Source organism: Marihabitans asiaticum (genome assembly GCF_007828725.1).
GTDB classification, from domain to species: domain Bacteria; phylum Actinomycetota; class Actinomycetes; order Actinomycetales; family Dermatophilaceae; genus Marihabitans; species Marihabitans asiaticum.
This window is the reverse complement of the sequence record NZ_VIUW01000001.1, coordinates 123,134-139,630: the sequence shown is the minus strand read 5'-3', so window position 1 is coordinate 139,630 and position 16,497 is coordinate 123,134. Positions and strand designations below refer to the sequence as shown.

At 70.1% G+C, this 16,497-nt stretch carries 18 protein-coding genes; 9 read left to right on the top strand and 9 right to left on the bottom strand.

Annotated elements, in window-relative coordinates; genetic code table 11:
- Window positions 1–33: 33 nt before the first annotated feature.
- The gene (locus FB557_RS00600; RefSeq protein ID WP_144854694.1) at window positions 34–486 is read right to left on the bottom strand and encodes a hypothetical protein; all 453 of its coding nucleotides are present in this window, start codon (window positions 484–486) and stop codon (window positions 34–36) included.
- A gap of 243 nt (window positions 487–729) precedes the next feature.
- On the opposite strand from FB557_RS00600, the gene FB557_RS00595 reads away from it, so the two are divergent.
- On the top strand, window positions 730–1,677 hold the full coding sequence (locus tag FB557_RS00595; protein WP_144854692.1) for an AraC family transcriptional regulator: 948 nt from the start codon (window positions 730–732) through the stop codon (window positions 1,675–1,677).
- Window positions 1,678–1,687: 10 nt separating this feature from the next.
- On the opposite strand, the gene FB557_RS00590 is transcribed toward FB557_RS00595, so the two are convergent.
- The 8 genes from FB557_RS00590 to dnaA all read right to left on the bottom strand — a co-directional run bounded on the left by FB557_RS00590 (window position 1,688) and on the right by dnaA (window position 9,778).
- Window positions 1,688–2,119 carry a GlcG/HbpS family heme-binding protein gene (locus tag FB557_RS00590; RefSeq protein WP_144854690.1) on the bottom strand — a complete coding sequence of 144 codons (432 nt, stop codon included), beginning with the start codon at window positions 2,117–2,119 and terminating at the stop codon, window positions 1,688–1,690.
- 2 nt (window positions 2,120–2,121) lie between these two features.
- Window positions 2,122–3,051, bottom strand: coding sequence for a catechol 2,3-dioxygenase (locus FB557_RS00585; protein ID WP_144854689.1), 930 nt, complete (start codon window positions 3,049–3,051; stop codon window positions 2,122–2,124).
- A gap of 10 nt (window positions 3,052–3,061) precedes the next feature.
- Window positions 3,062–3,460 carry a 2Fe-2S iron-sulfur cluster-binding protein gene (locus tag FB557_RS00580; RefSeq protein WP_144854688.1) on the bottom strand — a complete coding sequence of 133 codons (399 nt, stop codon included), beginning with the start codon at window positions 3,458–3,460 and terminating at the stop codon, window positions 3,062–3,064.
- A 115-nt stretch (window positions 3,461–3,575) separates the two neighbouring features.
- Window positions 3,576–4,181, bottom strand: a complete 606-nt coding sequence (locus FB557_RS00575; RefSeq protein ID WP_246074258.1) for a DciA family protein — start codon at window positions 4,179–4,181, stop codon at window positions 3,576–3,578.
- Window positions 4,178–5,383 carry a DNA replication/repair protein RecF gene (recF, locus tag FB557_RS00570; RefSeq protein WP_144854687.1) on the bottom strand — a complete coding sequence of 402 codons (1,206 nt, stop codon included), beginning with the start codon at window positions 5,381–5,383 and terminating at the stop codon, window positions 4,178–4,180. Before recF ends, FB557_RS00575 begins: the two co-directional genes overlap by 4 nt.
- A complete protein-coding gene (gene gnd, locus FB557_RS00565) occupies window positions 5,380–6,438 on the bottom strand; it encodes a phosphogluconate dehydrogenase (NAD(+)-dependent, decarboxylating) (RefSeq protein WP_144854686.1) in 1,059 nt (352 codons plus the stop codon). Before gnd ends, recF begins: the two co-directional genes overlap by 4 nt.
- Window positions 6,439–6,470: 32 nt before the next feature.
- On the bottom strand, window positions 6,471–7,604 hold the full coding sequence (dnaN, locus tag FB557_RS00560) for a DNA polymerase III subunit beta (RefSeq protein ID WP_144854685.1): 1,134 nt from the start codon (window positions 7,602–7,604) through the stop codon (window positions 6,471–6,473).
- Window positions 7,605–8,242: 638 nt separating this feature from the next.
- On the bottom strand, window positions 8,243–9,778 hold the full coding sequence (gene dnaA, locus FB557_RS00555; RefSeq protein ID WP_144854684.1) for a chromosomal replication initiator protein DnaA: 1,536 nt from the start codon (window positions 9,776–9,778) through the stop codon (window positions 8,243–8,245).
- A gap of 508 nt (window positions 9,779–10,286) precedes the next feature.
- Here dnaA and rpmH point away from each other — a divergent pair.
- From rpmH to FB557_RS00515, 8 genes are all read left to right on the top strand, one after another.
- A complete protein-coding gene (gene rpmH, locus FB557_RS00550) occupies window positions 10,287–10,424 on the top strand; it encodes a 50S ribosomal protein L34 (protein WP_144854683.1) in 138 nt (45 codons plus the stop codon).
- A 19-nt stretch (window positions 10,425–10,443) separates the two neighbouring features.
- Window positions 10,444–10,800 (top strand): ribonuclease P protein component, encoded by a 357-nt coding sequence (gene rnpA, locus FB557_RS00545; RefSeq protein ID WP_144854681.1) that lies wholly within the window; start codon window positions 10,444–10,446, stop codon window positions 10,798–10,800.
- Complete coding sequence (gene yidD / locus FB557_RS00540) at window positions 10,797–11,159, top strand: membrane protein insertion efficiency factor YidD (protein ID WP_144854679.1); 363 nt, start codon at window positions 10,797–10,799, stop codon at window positions 11,157–11,159. Before rnpA ends, yidD begins: the two co-directional genes overlap by 4 nt.
- Window positions 11,156–12,196 (top strand): membrane protein insertase YidC, encoded by a 1,041-nt coding sequence (gene yidC / locus FB557_RS00535; protein ID WP_246074257.1) that lies wholly within the window; start codon window positions 11,156–11,158, stop codon window positions 12,194–12,196. Before yidD ends, yidC begins: the two co-directional genes overlap by 4 nt.
- Window positions 12,197–12,242: 46 nt before the next feature.
- On the top strand, window positions 12,243–12,893 hold the full coding sequence (locus tag FB557_RS00530) for a Jag family protein (RefSeq protein WP_144854677.1): 651 nt from the start codon (window positions 12,243–12,245) through the stop codon (window positions 12,891–12,893).
- A gap of 94 nt (window positions 12,894–12,987) precedes the next feature.
- Window positions 12,988–13,581, top strand: coding sequence for a 16S rRNA (guanine(527)-N(7))-methyltransferase RsmG (gene rsmG / locus FB557_RS00525; RefSeq protein ID WP_246074256.1), 594 nt, complete (start codon window positions 12,988–12,990; stop codon window positions 13,579–13,581).
- A 749-nt stretch (window positions 13,582–14,330) separates the two neighbouring features.
- Window positions 14,331–15,296 (top strand): ParA family protein, encoded by a 966-nt coding sequence (locus FB557_RS00520; protein ID WP_281290033.1) that lies wholly within the window; start codon window positions 14,331–14,333, stop codon window positions 15,294–15,296.
- Window positions 15,293–16,411 carry a ParB/RepB/Spo0J family partition protein gene (locus FB557_RS00515; RefSeq protein ID WP_144854671.1) on the top strand — a complete coding sequence of 373 codons (1,119 nt, stop codon included), beginning with the start codon at window positions 15,293–15,295 and terminating at the stop codon, window positions 16,409–16,411. Before FB557_RS00520 ends, FB557_RS00515 begins: the two co-directional genes overlap by 4 nt.
- The last annotated feature ends 86 nt before the right edge of the window (window positions 16,412–16,497 follow it).

Below are 16,497 nucleotides of genomic sequence, written 5' to 3'. Positions count from 1 at the left end.
TCTCCTTGGTCTGGTGGGCGGGCGAAGGGGGAGTCAGCTCGGCTGCGCGGTGCGCGTCGCCTGCATAGGGGCGGTCTCGATGAGCCGGACGAGCAGATCTGGCAGGGCGTCGGGACCGTCGAGCTCACGCTCGTCATCCCCTTCGTCGAAGGTGCCGACGAGGCGCCCGACCGCTCGGCCGTCAGCGAAGGTCGTGGAGCACCGGGCGCCGGCGTCCCCGAAGGTCACGGTGAAGGCCAGCTCGCTCGGGAGGGTCTCGTCGACGAGGCCGAGCTGCTCGCGCTCGGACCCGAGGACGGCATTGGCCTCGCAGACGTACTGCTCGGCGAGCGAGCGCAGGGCGACGTGCCGATCGGCGCCGGTCCCGGTCGCCACCCGCTCGCTGATCCGGGTCCGCGGCACGGTGGTCGGCCCCTGGGCTAGCTGGCCCGGGTCCTGCTGGGGCGTGCCGACGAGCTCGGCGACGCGAGTCATGAAGGGCGTCATGGCACCTCTCCTCGGTGGTCCGGGGACGAGGAGCGAGGGTCCGCCCCACCACCCCGGCGTGGTGTGTCGTGGCGGCAGACTAGGCCGGGTGTGGCGCCGGCCACGATCCGATGGGCGCAGTCGCTGTCCGCTCGACGCAGGCACCCGGAAGCACACCCGCGTTCCCCGGTGCGGAACCCGACCGGGTCCGCCACGAAGGGGGGTCATGATCAAACGATCACGGAGGACCGCGAGAGGAGTGCGATGAGGCACCTTCTGGAGTCGGCACCCCGGTTCGAGGACTGGGAGGGTGTGCACGACGCCCTGTCCGATGCCTATTTCCCGCACGCGTTGCACCCCAAGGCCGTGCGCGGGGCTGCTGCCTCGGGCATCGAGGTCGTCGACCTCGACAGCTGCCGGCTCGCCCGCATGAAGTTCGGCGCGACCGTGGGGATCGACTCGGACCACCCCGGTGCCGTGGCGGTCAACATCCCGCTGAGCGGTCACCTCGCCTCCCGCATCGGCAGCACCGACTACGACGCCGCACCCGGTCGGGCCACGGCCTTCCCGGCCGACACCCCCGCACACATGCCGGCCTGGGCCCCCGACCTCGTCCTCCTCGGCCTGCGCATCGACAGCGCGCACCTGCACCGCGAGAGCGAGCGGGTCTTCGCCCGCAAGGACGTGCGGTTGCCGACCGACATCGACCTGCGCACCCCGGCGGGGGCTGCGTGGTTCCGGATGGCGCGCACGACCTTCGACAACGCCCGCGACTGCGGCGGCGTCCTCTACCGCGACCCACAGGTCGCCGACTCCGTCGCGAGCATGCTCGTCACGGGGCTGCTCCTGGCCGCCGTCCCGGAGGAACCCACAGCTCGCAACGCCCTACGGCCCCGCCCCGTCCACCGCGTCGTCGAAGCGATGGAAGCCGACCCGACGCGTCCCTGGACCCCGGCCGACCTCGCCGAGATCGCCGGCGTCAGCGTGCGCCGGCTCCAGCAGGCATTCCGCGAGCACCTGGGCACAACCCCCTTCGCCCATCTGTACGACCTGCGGCTCGACCGCATCCACGACGACCTCGTCCACGGGCGCGGGGGCACGGTGACCGATGTCGCCCTGTCGTGGGGTATCACCCACCTCGGGCGATTTGCCGCGGCCTACCGCGAGCGCTTCGGGGAGCTGCCGAGCCAGACCCTGGCCCGGGCTGCCTGACGCCCCGGGGCTAGGTCCCGGTGATCGCCACCGCTCCGGCCGCGGCCACCTGCTCGTCCTCGCCTGCCGAGCCGCCGGAGGCGCCGACCGCACCGACGAGCTCGCCGTCGACGCGTACCGGGACCCCGCCGCCGAAGGCAGCCACCCCGGGCCGGTTGCCGATGCCGCGGATCACCGCGTCCTCGCCAGCGAGCGCCTCGTAGAGGCCGGAGGTCGGTGCCCCGCCGAAGCGGACGACGGTCCGCGCCTTGTCGATCGCGATGTCGCCAGAGGCGGCGAAGGCGCCGTCCATGCGGGCGAAGGCGAGCAGCGTCCCGCCGGGGTCGACGACGGCGACGTTCATCCGCAGGTCGTGCTCGCGGGCGTGCGCCAGAGCAGCGGCGAGCGCCGCCTCGGCCCCCTCAAGGGTCAAGACGGCGCTGCCGCGGGTGTGCTCGCCCATCCTCAGGTGAGCACGGTGGTGAAGCGTTCGTTGAGCTCGCGGTCGTGGTAGAAGATCCCCTTGCCGAGCTGGTCGACGGTCCACACGTTCGTCGGGCGGTCGGGGAAGGCGAGGTACCCGCCGGCGAAGACCTCGTTGCGGTTGCCGCTGGGGTCGAAGAAGTACACGGTCTGCCCGCGGGTGATGCCGTGACGGGTCGGGCCGATGTCGATCGGCACGTCATCCATGGTCATCAGGTCCGCCGCGCGACCCACGGAGTTCCAGTCCTCGAGGCGGAAGGCGAAGTGGTGCAGCTTGCCCTGGGGGCCGCCGATGACCGCCATCTGGTGGATCTGGTTGTTGGAGGTCATCCACGTGCCGACGCACTCGTGGTCGTCGTCGAGGCTGGTCTGCACGCGCTCGGTGGCGTAGAAGCCGAAGACGTCGGAGAGCATCCGCTCCATCGTGCCCACGTCCCCGGTCGTGATGAGGGAGTGGTCGAGGGCCGGCACGCCGATACCGACGAGGTGGCGGGGGAAGACCTCGGGGTTGTGCGTGCCCACCTCGGTGCCGACCGCGGTCGCCTGGTGGTAGACCTCGAAGACGTGCTCGCTCGGCGTGACGAAGCGGATGCCGTCACCGATCTCCGGGTTGTCCCCCTTCGACATACGCTCGACGGTCAGGCCGAAGGTCCTGGCCTTGGCCTCGATGTCGTCGATGTCGGCCTCGTGCTCGACCTTCCAGCCGTACTTGACGACGCCGACGCCGCCCTCCTCGAGGACGACCGAGTGGTGGTCCCACTCGTCCCAGCCCTTGTAGAAGACGCGCTTGGCTCCGTCGGGGGTGACGTCGGAGTGGGTCTCGTAGAGGCCCATCGTGCCGTTGTAGTGGTTCTTCGCCTCGGTCATGTCCGTGACCTTGACGTGGGCGTAGCCCATGCGCATGACTCCCATGACTGACTCCTTAATCGTCGCCCGCGCCGGCGTCCGGCGTGGTGGGGGTGTCGGGTGCGGCCGCCAGCGCCTCGGCACGCAGGCGCGCCTTCTCGTTGATCTGACGGAGCAGGGGGTTGACCAGACGCACCTCGTACTCGCGCATCTGGATAGTGATGTTCGATTCGGGGATGGCTCGGCAGCTCAGGCAGGTCCCGTCGGTGCGCTCGTCGGTGCTGATGACGGTGTCGGCGACGGGGCGCTCGTACGAGAAGGAGCCCTCGATGACGTCAAGCTTGCAGATGCCGCACCCACCCCGGCGGCAGCCCACGGTGTAGCTGAATCCGGCCTTGTACAGGCCGGAGAGCACCGTCTCGCCCGGCTCGAGGTAGACCACCTCGTCCAGGGCGGGGATCGACAGGGTCGGCACGCACGCTCCTTCGCGCTCGTCAGCGGCAGCCCGCCGCTGTGTGGCCAGCGTGCCCGGCCCGGTGTCGGGCGGACCACGCTCGTTCCCACGTGCGGAACGACGGGGCGAAGGGGGGTCAGCCGTACGTGTCGCGAGGGCCTCGGCCGCCGTGCGAGCGCCGCGGCCCCTTGCGCCAGGAGGGCGCGCTCGGGCCGACGACCCGCAGCTCGACGACGGTCTCCGGACCGACCTCCTCGGCGAGCCGCCCAAGGATGCTGGAGGTGAGCAGCCGTAGCTGGGTCGCCCACGCGGTCGACTCCGCCCGGACGGTGAGCACGCCGTCCTCGTAGGCCACCGGCTGGCTGTGCTGAGCCACCTGGGGGCCGACAAGCTCTGGCCAGCGCTCCATCACCGACCCGGCGGCGACGTCGGTCTTCCAGCCCCGGTCGGTGATCATCCGCTCGAGCTGGTCACCGAGCAGCTCCGGGTCGCGCCCGGCGGCATCGAAGGCGCCGCCCTCCCCGGCCTCGATGCCGCGTCGGGCGCGGCGTCGACGGGGCTTCATGCCGGGCCGCAGCCCGCGACTGGTCGCGACCCCGCGGGCGCGCTCCAGTGCCGCCCGCGCGGCATCCTCGACCGAGGAGTCCTCCACCCCGTCCCGTGCCTGCTCGTCGGGCTCGTGCTTGTCGGGCTCGTGCTCGCTGGACCACGCGGACGCCCCGGGTGCGGGTGGCTCGCTCACGCCGGCCCGACCTCCCCCTTCGTCACCGCGAAGCGGGCGCCCGCCAGCTCGGCCGGGATGTCGTCCTCGACCGCGGCGGTGATGAGCACCTGCTCGCAGTCGGCGATCAGCCCGGCCAGGCGGGTGCGCCGCCCGCTGTCCAGCTCTGCGAAGACGTCGTCGAGGATGAGCACCGGGTCGTCCTGCAGGTCGGTGCGCAGCAGGTGGTAGGCCGCCAGCCGCAGCCCGAGCGCGAAGGACCACGACTCCCCGTGACTGGCGTACCCCTTCGCCGGCATCTCGCCGAGGCCGAGCACGACGTCGTCCCGGTGCGGACCGACCAGGCTCACCCCACGGTCCAGCTCCTGGTCTCGCACCTGCGCCATCCCCTCCTGCAGCAGCTCCCGCAGCGCCTCCACGGTCGGCACCGAAGCGGCCTCGGCGTAGCCGGCGGCCAGCTTCTCGCCGGCCGGCCCCGGAATCGAGCTGCGGTAGCGGGCGGTGACCTCGCTGACGCTGTCGCTCACCTCGCGGTAGCTCGACTGCAGCAGCGGGACGAGGTCGGTGAGCAGACGCAGCCGGGCGTAGAGCAGCTGCGCCCCGACGGTTGCCAGGTGCTCGTCCCAGATGTCCAGGGTGCGCAGCGCCTCCTCCCGATCGGCCGCCGGGTCCACCCCTTCGGGCAGGCGACGACGACCCCGACCGCGAAGGGAGGAACCGGCCGACTTCAGCAGAGCCGAGCGCTGCCGCAAGATCTTGTCGTAGTCCGAGCGCACCCCGGCCCAGCGTGGCTGACGCTGGACGAGCAGGTCGTCGAGGAAGCGGCGGCGCTGCTCGGGATCGCCCTTGACCAGCGCAAGGTCCTCCGGGGCGAAGAGCACCGTGCGCAGCGTCCCGAGCACATCCCGCGTGCGCGGCAGCGGAGAGCGGCCCAACTTGGCCCGGTTCGCCCGGCCCGGGGTGATCTCCAGCTCGACGAGCTGCTCACGCTCGCCGGTGAGCACCGCGCACCGCACCACCGCACGCTCCGCGCCGAAGCGCACGAGCGGCTGGTCGTTCGCCACCCGGTGGCTGGAGAGCGAGGCGACATAGCCGATCGCCTCGACGAGGTTGGTCTTGCCCTGGCCGTTCAGCCCGACGAGCGTGGTCACGCCCGGCTCGAGCGGCAGCTCGGCGCGCTCGTAGCTGCGGAAGTCCGCGACGGAGAGGTGCCGGACGATCACGCAGAGGTGTCGCCGGAGCCGGAGGACGGTCCGGCCTTGGCCGCCTTCTTGCCCTCGGCGGCGGCCTTCGCCCGGCTCGTCGTCGGCTTCTCCTTCTTCGCGGCCTTCTTCTGCGACGTCGAGGCCTTCTTCGGTCCCTCGGTCGCCGACTCATCGCGCAGCTGCTGGCCCTCGGCGATGGTCATCACCTTGTGCCCGCCGAACTGGCCGCGCAGCGCCGCGACGGCCTGCATCGCCGGGCTGGCCTCCTGCCGCGAGGCGAAGCGGGCGAAGAGGGCGGCGGAGATGACCGGCATCGGCACGGCATTGTCGATCGCCTCCTCGACGGTCCACCGCCCCTCGCCGGAGTCGGCCGTGTAGTCCGAGACGTCCTCCATCGTCGGGTTCTCCTCGAGGGCGGTGACGAGGAGGTCGAGGAGCCAGGAGCGCACGACGGTGCCGCGGCTCCACGCCTTGAAGGCGCCCGGCACGTCCTTGACGATCTCCTTCTTCTCGAGCAGCTCGTAGCCCTCGGCGTAGGCGTGCATCAGGCCGTACTCGATGCCGTTGTGCACCATCTTCACGTAGTGGCCCGCTCCGACGTCGCCGGCGTGGACGAAGCCTTCGTCGCGCGGCCCCTCGGGACGCAGCGCGTCGAAGATCGGCATCGCGGTCTTCACGTGCTTCTTCAAGCCGCCGACCATGAGCCCGTAGCCGTTCTCCAGGCCCCAGATCCCGCCGGAGACCCCGCAGTCGAGGTACCCGATGCCGTGCGCCCCCAGTTCCTCGGCGTTCTCGACGTCGTCGGTGAAGCGGCTGTTGCCGCCGTCGATGACGAGGTCGCCCGGCTCGAGCCGCTGGGCGAGGTCGGAGACGACGTCCTGGGTGACCTTACCCGCCGGGACCATGACCCACACGACCCGCGGCGCCTGGAGCTGGTCGATCATGTCCTGCACGCTCTTGGCGTCCGAGAGCGACTTGTCCCGGTCGTAGCCGATCACCTCGTGGCCCGCGCGGCGGAGCCGCTCGCGCATGTTGCCACCCATCTTGCCGAGTCCGACGAGTCCGAGCTGCATGATCCGTTCTCCTGACGTGGGGGCGAAGGGGGTCAGCCGGCGAGCCGGACCGGCTGGATGACGTAGCGGTAGCTGGGGTCGAGCTCGCCGTCCTGGCTGGTCTGGCCGGTGATCATCGCGGCCTTCAGCGGTCCGGTGAGCGAGATCCGGGTGAAGTCGGTGCCGAGCGCGCCGAGGCCATCGAGGAGGTAGCCGGGGTTGAAGGCGACCTGGATCTCCGGCCCGTCGACGCTCGCCTCGAGCGCCTCAGAGGCCTGGGCGTCCTCGCCCGTGCCGGCCTCGATGGCGAGCTGCCCGTCGCTGAACCGCAGCCGGACCGGAGTGGTCCGCTCCGCGACGAGGGCGACGCGCTTGACCGCCTCGATCAGCTCGGCGGTGGCGATGACGGCCTCGGTCTCGCTCGAGGTGGGGAAGATCTTGGCGACCTTGGGGTACTCGCCGTCGAGCAGGCGAGAGGTGCTGCGGCGCTGCCCGGCCTCGAAGCCGGCCAGCCCCTCCCCGCCCGCAGCGCTGCCGAGCGCGATGTCGATCGTGCCGACGGCGCCGAGGGATCGGGCCGTCTCGGAGAGGGTGCGTGCCGGGATCAGCGCGACGTGACTGGCGTCAGAGGCGGTCGGTGACCAGGTCAGCTCGCGCATCGCCAGGCGGTAGCGGTCGGTGGCGAGCAGGGTCATCTTCTCGCCGTCGACCTCGACCCGGACACCGGTGAGAATCGGCAGGGAGTCGCCTCGGTCGGCCGCGATCGCGACCTGGGCGACCGCGTGAGTGAAGATCGAGCCGTCGACCGTGCCGGAGGGCTCAGGCGAGGTCGGCAGGGTCGGGTACTCGTCGGCGGGCATCTGCAGCAGCGCGAAGCGAGAGCTGCCGCACGTCACCTCGACCTTGGTGCCCTCGGTCGTCAGCTCCACCGGCTTGTTCGGCAGGTTGCGGGAGATGTCGGCGAGCAGGCGGCCCAGGACGAGGACCGTGCCCTCCTCCTCGACGTCGGCCTCGACGGTGATCCGCGCGGAGACCTCGTAGTCGAAGGCGGAGAGGGTGACCGACCCCGAGCTCTCGGCGGTGATGAGGACGCCTGCCAGGACCGGGACCGGCGGCCGGGTCGGCAACCCGCGGGCAACCCAGGTGACCGCCTCGGCGAGGACGTCACGCTCGACGCGGAACTTCACGACAGACCTACCCTTCGTCGCGCCCTCGTGGCGCGCTCGCTCCTGCTCAGTGTGCCTGCGGACGAGCCGTCCGCGCATCGGATGACAACCCTAGTTGGTCTCGAGGGGCCGTGCGCGGGGTGCAGACATCTGCTGTCGGCAGCGGGCGACTTTGGACGGACCAAAGCGTGTCATTCACACCGGGCCGGGTCGTCATGCGTGGGGCCGGTCGGATGATCTCTAGGTCTCGTCATGGTCATCGGTCCTGTGCACGGTGGGGATAACTGGCCATGGTCGGCTCCAGGAGCGGGCTGCGAGGTGGTCATCGCTGTGGAGAGAATGTCGACGAGATGTGGATGAGCATCGCGGTGGTGTGGATCGGCGAATGACATCGACAGGGCGTCTCGGTCCGTGCACAGTCGTCCACACGACGATGCGCAGCGCTCTCCACAACCGCGTTGACCCCGCGGCGAGAACCCGGTCGATCTGCGGACCCACAGGGTTGTTCACAGGGTGTGGACACGTCGACGCCGCGCTGTGACGCGGTTCAGGGGCTCGTTGTTCTGCCGCGATCTGACGATTCGACCGCTGGTTCACACCCACTACGCACAGGTGTGGAGAAGTGCTGTGAAAAAGCCCGATCGGGAGTCGAGCGAGGCTCAGAGCGCCTGCTGCTTGATCCGGTTCGTCAGCTCGGTGACCTGGTTGTAGATCGCTCGGCGCTCGGCCATGAGGGCGCCGATCTTCTTGTTCGCGTGGATCACCGTGGCGTGGTCGCGGCCGCCGAAGAGCTTGCCGATCTGGGGCAGTGAGGCATCGGTGAGCTCGCGGCACAGGTACATCGCGATCTGACGCGCGGTGACGAGCACACGGGTGCGCGATGGCCCCTGCAGGTCCTCGATGGTCAGCCCGAAGTAGGCAGCGGTCTGAGCCATGATCGTCGCGGTGTCGACCTCGTTGGGAGCCTCGTGCGGGATGAGGTCCTTGAGCACGATCTGCGCCAGGCCGAGGTCGACGGGCTGCTTGTTGAGGCTGGCGAAGGCGGTCACCCGGATCAGCGCCCCCTCGAGCTCGCGGATGTTTGTCGAGATCCGGCTGGCGATGAACTCCTTGACGTCGTCCGGGACCTCGAGGCGCTCCTGGATGGCCTTCTTGCGCAGGATCGCGATCCGGGTCTCGAGGTCGGGCGGCTGGACGTCGGTGAGCAGGCCCCACTCGAAGCGCGAGCGCATCCGCTCCTCGAAGCCGACGAGCAGCTTGGGCTTGACGTCACTGGTGATGACGACTTGCTTGTTGGCGTTGTGCAGAGTGTTGAAGGTGTGGAAGAACTCCTCCTGGGTCTGCATCTTGCCGCTGAGGAACTGGATGTCGTCGATGAGCAGGACGTCGACGTCGCGGTAGCGCTGTTGGAACGCGGCCGCCTTGTCGTCGCGGATGCTGTTGATGAAGTCGTTGGTGAACTCCTCGGAGTTCACGTACCGCACCTTGGTGTGGGGGTAGAGGTTGCGGGCGTAATGGCCGATGGCGTGCAGCAGGTGGGTCTTGCCCAGCCCGGACTCGCCGTAGATGAAGAGCGGGTTGTACGCCCGGGCGGGGGCCTCGGCGACGGCCACGGCGGCGGCGTGGGCGAAGCGGTTCGAGGAGCCGATGACGAAAGTGTCAAAGAGGTACTTCGGGTTCAGCCGGGTCAGCTCGACGTTCTCGGGTACTACGGCCTGGCGCCGGTCGCTCCGCCGCTCGGGGAGGATGTCGGCCTCGGCATTGACGTCCGGGACGAAGGGGTCCTCGGTCGCCAGTCCCTGGCGAGGGGGCGAGGTCTCGGGCATCTCGACGTCGAGCACGTCGCGGTCGTGCTCGTTCGAGCCAGCGGGCGCTCGCGTGTCGTGGGCGTCGACCTGGCTGTCCGAACCGACCGGGTCGGCCTCCTCCGCCAGCGCGGGGTCGACGGTGACGGCGATACGGACATCGCGGTCTAGCTGGCTGGAGAGCGCCTGGGTCACCTGCATCCGCAGCCGCTGCTCCACCCACTCCTTGCTGAAGTCGTCCGGCACGGCGATGAGCGCGGTGTCGTCCAGGAGCCCGACGAGCTGGGCGCGTTCGAGGAAGGCGCGACGGTTGACGGGCACGCCATCGGCGTCGAGGGAGTCGAGGGTGGAGCGCCAGACGGTGGAGAAGTCCCTGTTGGCGTCGGGCACCTGCTCCACCTCGATCTGTGCTGATCTACTCGGTCGGTCCTCGTCAGCCCAGGGCTGCGATGGCGCGGGGTGGGGACCCGCATCGTGTGGGCGCCCGCGCCGCGCGCGATGTCCACACAGTTTTCCACACCCTGTGGGTGACGGTTGGGATGGAGGGTGACGCTAACAACACCCTGGGAGGGTGGCAACTCGTTCGCGACATTTTCTCGCCGTTCTCGGCGTGTCGCGCCGGCACGGGTCGAGTCCAGCGATAACGTCGCCCGTTTGATCACGTCCCGGGCCGGCGAAGGGGGTGAGTTTGACCCCTTCGCGCGGGTCGCCGTACCCTGGACGCTGGCCTGAGCGGCCGTCTTCGCATGCCCATCACCGCATGTCCCTGCGCCTCGTCGTGGGATGTCAGCGCAGGTGGTGGGTCTCCGATCGCGGCCGGTCGGGCGCCAGAGCAGCCCGGTCGCCGGACCGACCACAACGGTCGACGACCTGACGACACCAGCGAAAGAGTCTCACGATGAGCAAGCGCACCTTCCAGCCGAACAACCGCCGCCGCGCCAAGACGCACGGCTTCCGTCTGCGGATGCGGACCCGCGCCGGCCGCTCGATCCTGGCGAACCGCCGGGCCAAGGGCCGCCGCAAGCTCTCCGCCTGAGCCTGCGTCTTCGCCGTCCGTGTTGCCCGCGCAGCACCGCCTGACGGAGCGCCGGGAGTTCACGGCAACGGTCCGCGGTCCCGGCGCCAGACGCAAGGGGTCCCGGCTGCTCGTGGTCCACGCCCGTCACACCGACGCACGGTCCGGTCAACCGCCGCGCGTCGGTGTGGTCGTGTCCAAGGCGGTGGGCAACGCCGTGACGCGTAACCGGGTCAAGCGGCGTCTGCGCGCCCAGATCGCCCCCCTGCTCACGAGCATCCCGAGTGGTACGGACCTCGTGCTGCGCGCGAATCCCGCTGCGGCACAAGCGAGTTCGCGCGACCTGGGCGACACTCTCGGGAGCCTGCTGACCACTCTCACCACGGTCGACGCATGAGCGGCAGATCGGCGGCGGCTGCCCCCTTCGTCCTCCTGGTCCGCGCCTACCAGGCGCTGATCTCACCCCTGTTGCCGGCGACCTGCCGGTACTACCCGTCGTGCTCGGCCTATGCGGTCGCTGCGCTCGAGCGGCACGGTCCGATCCGCGGGGGGTATCTCGCGATGCGCCGCCTCGGCCGGTGCCACCCCTGGAGCGCGGGCGGGATCGACCACGTGCCAGACACCTGGGCCGAGCGTGACTCACCCAGCCTGAGCGAGCCCCGGCTCGGGGCCGACGAGCCGGCCCTCAGCCCGGCAGAGCTCGACGACCTCCAGCGCCGGCTCGGCGCGACCCGACAGCGAAGGATCTCCGCGTGAGCTTCAGCGACATCATGTTCCCCTTCGAGTGGATCGTGGCCTGGATCACGGTCCTGTGGCACAAGCTGCTCGTCGCGATCGGGATGCCGAGCGAGAACGGCTGGACCTGGACCCTGTCCATCGTCGGTCTCGTGATCGTCATGCGCGCGGCGCTCATCCCGCTCTTCGTCAAGCAGATCCACGCCTCCCGGAAGATGCAGCTCATCCAGCCGGAGATGCAGAAGATCCAGAAGAAGTACAAGGGCAAGAAGGACCCTGAGTCCCAGCAGAAGATGCAGCAGGAGATGATGTCGCTGTATCGGGACACCGGGACCAACCCGCTGGCCTCGTGCATGCCCATCCTCATCCAGATGCCGTTCTTCTTCGGCCTCTTCCGGGTGCTCAACGGGCTGGACGAGATGGCCCGCGGGGAGAAGGAGCCGATCGGACCGCTCACCCAGGCGATGGCCTCCGAGGCCGAGTCCTCGACGATCTTCGGCGCCAAGCTCTCCGACATCTTCCTCGGCGCGGACACGGTGAACGTCTGGGTCGTCACCATCGTGCTCATCGTGCTCATGTCGGCGACGACCTTCATCACCCAGCACCAGCTGATGCGCAAGAACATGCCCGCGGCGGCGCTGGAGGGGCCGTTTGCCCAGCAGCAGAAGATCCTGCTCTACCTCTTCCCGATCATCTTCGCCGTCTCGGGCGTGAACTTCCCCATCGGTGTGCTCATCTACTGGTTCACGACCAACCTGTGGACGATGCTCCAGCAGTTCTACGTCATCCGCCGGATGCCGGCGCCGGGCAGCCAGGCCGAGAAGGACATGCAGAGCCGGCGCCGCAAGGCCGGCAAGCCGGTCGACACCTTCGAGCAGACCCACGAGCGCGAGCACGACGTCGAGATGGCCGACGAGTTGCGCGAGAAGGGCGTCATCTCCGGCCAGCGAGCCCAGCCCAAGGGCAAGAAGCGCGCCAAGAAGGACGCACGCAAGGGCCCCGCGTCCTCCAGCAGCGCCGGGGCTGTCCGCGAGAGCGCGCCCAGGACCGACAACTGACCGACGACCGGCACCCACCGGTCACCCACGACCACCAGGAGAAGTGATGACGACGAACGAGACGGTGCACGAGGCCGACCAGCTGACCGAGTCCGACCCGGGCCCGGCGACGGCGGGCGAGAATCGCCGCGCCGAGCTGCTGCGCGAGGGTGAGGCGGCCGCCGACTTCCTCGAGAACCTCCTCGACATCTGCGACCTCGACGGCGACATCGACCTCGACATCGATGGCGACCGGGCAGCGGTGGCGGTCGTCGACAGCGAGGACGGGCGGGTGCCTCGCCGCCTCGTCGGCTCCGACGGCAAGGTCCTGGAGGCGTTGCAGGAGCTGACCAGGCTGGCCGTGCAGTCGGCGACCGGCGAGCGCAGCCGGCTGATGCTTGACGTCGCGGGCCACCGCGCGAGCCGACGGGCCGAGCTCGTCGAGGTGGCGCGAGAGGCGATCGCCCAGTGCCGCGAGTCCGGCGAGCGGGTCGAGATGACGCCGATGACCGCCTTCGAGCGCAAGGTCGTCCACGACGAGGTGCTCGCCGCAGGTCTGGTCTCGGAGTCCTCCGGGACCGAGCCGCGCCGCTACGTCGTCGTCGTTCCGGCGGACGACTCGGCCGGTACGTCCGAGTCGTCCACGACGGCAGAGCCGGCCGATGCTGAGGGTTCCGACGCGGCGGATTCCGCCCTGCCGTCGGACGACCGCGCCTGATCCGTTTCACGTGAAACACGACGCTGTACCGGCCGCAGAGGGTGACGCGGAGCTGCGGCTCGCAGCCCCCGGTGCGCCGAAGGTGGCTCGGCGTGTGTTCGGTGACCGGCTGTCCCTGGCGGAGTCGTTCGCGGAGGTGCTCGCCGACACCGGCGTGACCCACGGGCTGATCGGACCCCGCGAGGTGCCGATCCTCTGGGACCGTCACATCCTCAACTGCGCGGTGATCGCCGACGCATTCCCCGAAGGGGCGACGGTCATCGACGTGGGCAGCGGCGCCGGGCTCCCCGGCCTCGCCCTGGCCATCGCCCGCCCCGACCTCACGGTGCACCTCGTTGAACCGATGCTGCGGCGCACCGACTGGCTGCACGCGACCATCGCCGCCATCGGGGTCGAGGCGGTCCACGTGCACCGTGCTCGCGCCGAGGAGCTGCACGGCGAGCTGTCGTCCGGCTACGTCACCGCTCGCGCTGTTGCCCGTCTCGACAAGCTCGCGCGCTGGTGCTTCCCGCTGCTCACGCCTGGCGGGACGCTCGTCGCGATGAAGGGGCGCTCGGCCACCGACGAGCTCCAGGCCGCTCGACCCCGGCTGCGCAAGCTCGGGCTGGTTGACGCGACGATCTCCGAGCACGGCGGTGACCTTCTCGATCAGCCGACGGTCACCGTGGACTGCACCGTTCGCGGCTGACTCGTCGTTGTCGGGTCTCTTCTCCGTCTCCATCTTTCTCGTCGTGGTCGGCGGGGTGAGGGCTGCCCTCGGAGCTGCGGTCCTCGGGCGCGGGGCGCCCTTGCGGTCCGCTTGATGCTCCTTCAAGCATCCCTCCCCCCTTCCTCTTCCGGTCCGGGTCGGCGGGGTGAGGGTTGCCCTCGGAGCTGCGGTCCTCGGGCGCGGGGCGCCCTTGCGGTCCGCTTGATGCTCCTTCGGACACCCCTCGCCCCGCCTCCTCCGCTTCCGACCGTGGTCGCAACCCGCCCCAAAGGTCCAGCTATCTGGCACCCCGCGCCCTTGCCGTCCGCTTGATGCTCCTTCGGACATCCCTCGCCCCGCCTCCGGGTCTCCCATCGGAGCGAGGTTGACATCGCACAGGGTGAATCCCGCTTCGAGGCAGCCGTTTCACGTGAAACGCGCTGGTCTTTGGCGTGTCGGTGGTCGGTGCGCTTGGATGGGCGGCGATGAACGACGCAACGCAACTGGTGGGTGTGGACGGGGTTCGCAGGGTCGCAGAGGGGATCGGGTGGCCGAGCCTTCCGTCGTCCCTCTCGGGGGCGCCGGTCGGCTGGCAGGGGACTCGGGCCACGCCCCGCACGCCGGACGTCGAGGTCGCTGCCTACGACGAGGAGTCGGCCGAGGGTCCGGCGGCCGCTCTGTCCGTTTCACGTGAAACGGATTCCGCGGACGAGGAACCCCCTTCGCCGGCTTTTTCGACGCGTGAGTCCGTGACGCCTGAGGACGGCGACTCGCCGGTCTTGGCGGCGGTGACCGAGGATGCCGAGAAGCGGGCGCGGTTGGCGAGCAAGACCTTCCCTCGGCCGGACCGCCCGCGGATCATCACCGTCTCGAACCAGAAGGGCGGGGTGGGCAAGACGACGACGGCCGTCAACCTCGCCGCCGCATTGGCGCAGAACGGGCTGAACGTCGTCCTCGTAGACACCGACCCCCAGGGCAACGCGAGCACGGCGCTGAACATCGACCACCACGCCGAGGTGCCCAGCATCTATGACGTGCTCGTCGACGGGACGGCGATGTCCGAGGTGCTGCAGCCCTGCCCGGACGTCGACCACCTCTGGTGCGTTCCGGCGACCATCGACCTGGCGGGAGCGGAGATCGAGCTCGTCTCGCTCGTCGCACGAGAGTCGCGGATGCGCTCCGCCTTGGCCGCGCTGCTCACCGACGGCGCGGCCGGCGCCGTCAGCGGGGCGGACCGGATCGACTACGTCATCATCGACTGCCCGCCTAGCCTCGGCCTGCTCACCGTCAACGCCTTCGTCGCCGCCCACGAGGTGCTCATCCCGATCCAGTGCGAGTACTACGCGCTCGAAGGGCTGTCGCAGCTCCTGAGCAACATCGACCTCATCCGCACGCATCTCAACCCCGAGCTGCACGTCTCGACGATCCTGCTCACGATGTACGACGGCCGCACCAACCTCTCCCGGCAGGTCGCCGAGGAGGTGCGCGAGCACTTCCCCGACGAGGTCCTCGCCGCCACGGTGCCGCGCTCGGTGCGCGTGTCCGAGGCACCGAGCTTCGGTCAGACCGTCATCACGTACGACCCGCAGAGCTCGGGTGCCCTGAGCTATCTCGAAGCCGCCGCCGAGATCGCCGACCGGGGCTCGACCACGACCAGCACGAGCCCAGGCACCCCGATCGAGGACGGGTCCACTACTGAGGAGGCAGGACGATGAGCGAGAAGCGACGAGGACTCGGGCGAGGGCTGGGAGCGCTCATCCCGGACCAGAGCGCACCCCGCAGCCGGCCCACCGACGTCTTCTTCGCCGACCGTGAACCGGCAGCCGTCGGAGCGGGCCAGGCGAGTTCCCCTCCCGCGGCCGAGACGGAACCGGCCAGGTCGAGCGGCCCAGACGCTGCCGCTGAGTCGACTCCGGCGAAGCCGTCGAGCGAGTCGTCGGACCACCAGCCCGCAGGGATGGACCCTGTGACGTCGGAGACGGACTCCACCGACGGGACCGGTCTGGCCCCGGTACCCGGCGCCCACTTCGCCGACGTGCCGCTCGAGGCGATCCGGCCCAACCCGCGCCAGCCCCGGACCGTCTTCGATGAGGACGACATGGCCGAGCTCGTGCACTCCATCCGGGAGATCGGGGTGCTCCAGCCGGTCGTCGTGCGACCGATCGAGGCCACGGACGACGACGACGTCAGGTTCGAGCTCATCATGGGTGAGCGCCGGTGGCGCGCCTCGCGCACCGCGGGCAAGGAGACGATCCCGGCGATCGTCAAGGAGACCGATGAGGACGATCTGCTCCGGGACGCCCTCCTGGAGAACCTCCACCGCTCGGAGCTCAACGCTCTCGAGGAGGCGGCGGCCTACCAGCAACTCCTCGACGACTTCGGCTGCACCCAGGAGGAGCTGTCCCGCAAGATCGGCCGCTCCCGCCCGCAGATCAGCAACACCCTGCGTCTGCTCCGCCTCCCGCCGCTCGTCGCGCGCCGGGTGGCCGCCGGCGTCCTCTCGGCCGGGCACGCCCGCGCGCTGCTCTCCCTCGACGACGGCGCCGCGATGGAGCGGCTGGCCCAGCGGATCGTCGCCGAAGGGCTCTCGGTGCGCAGCGTCGAGGAGATCATCGCGCTCGGTGTGGAGCCGGAGACCCAGCGACGCACCGCGCCGCGAGCGGGACGTCGGCACCCCCAGCTGGACGACCTCGCGTCGACGGTGAGCGACCAGCTCGACACCCGAGCGACGATCAGCCTCGGCGCCAAGAAGGGTCGGATGACCGTCGAGTTCGCCTCCGTCGACGACCTGCACCGGATCCTCGACCGGATGGGTCTGTCACGGGACTGACTGCGCGAATTCCGTTGTGCCACAACGGAAACGGCAAAGGGGGGTCCGCCGGCGAAAAGGCCGGCGGACCCCCCTTCGCGGTGGTC

What these genes read in the sequence shown, in the direction of transcription:
- yidD (WP_144854679.1), top strand. Translation starts at nt 10,797, where the DNA reads ATGAGCGGCAGATCGGCGGCGGCTGCCCCCTTCGTCCTCCTGGTCCGC.
- FB557_RS00515 (WP_144854671.1), top strand. Translation starts at nt 15,293, where the DNA reads ATGAGCGAGAAGCGACGAGGACTCGGGCGAGGGCTGGGAGCGCTCATC.
- FB557_RS00595 (WP_144854692.1), top strand. Translation starts at nt 730, where the DNA reads ATGAGGCACCTTCTGGAGTCGGCACCCCGGTTCGAGGACTGGGAGGGT.
- FB557_RS00585 (WP_144854689.1), bottom strand. Translation starts at nt 3,051, where the DNA reads ATGGGAGTCATGCGCATGGGCTACGCCCACGTCAAGGTCACGGACATG.
- gnd (WP_144854686.1), bottom strand. Translation starts at nt 6,438, where the DNA reads ATGCAGCTCGGACTCGTCGGACTCGGCAAGATGGGTGGCAACATGCGC.
- FB557_RS00590 (WP_144854690.1), bottom strand. Translation starts at nt 2,119, where the DNA reads ATGGGCGAGCACACCCGCGGCAGCGCCGTCTTGACCCTTGAGGGGGCC.
- FB557_RS00530 (WP_144854677.1), top strand. Translation starts at nt 12,243, where the DNA reads ATGACGACGAACGAGACGGTGCACGAGGCCGACCAGCTGACCGAGTCC.
- FB557_RS00600 (WP_144854694.1), bottom strand. Translation starts at nt 486, where the DNA reads ATGACGCCCTTCATGACTCGCGTCGCCGAGCTCGTCGGCACGCCCCAG.
- rpmH (WP_144854683.1), top strand. Translation starts at nt 10,287, where the DNA reads ATGAGCAAGCGCACCTTCCAGCCGAACAACCGCCGCCGCGCCAAGACG.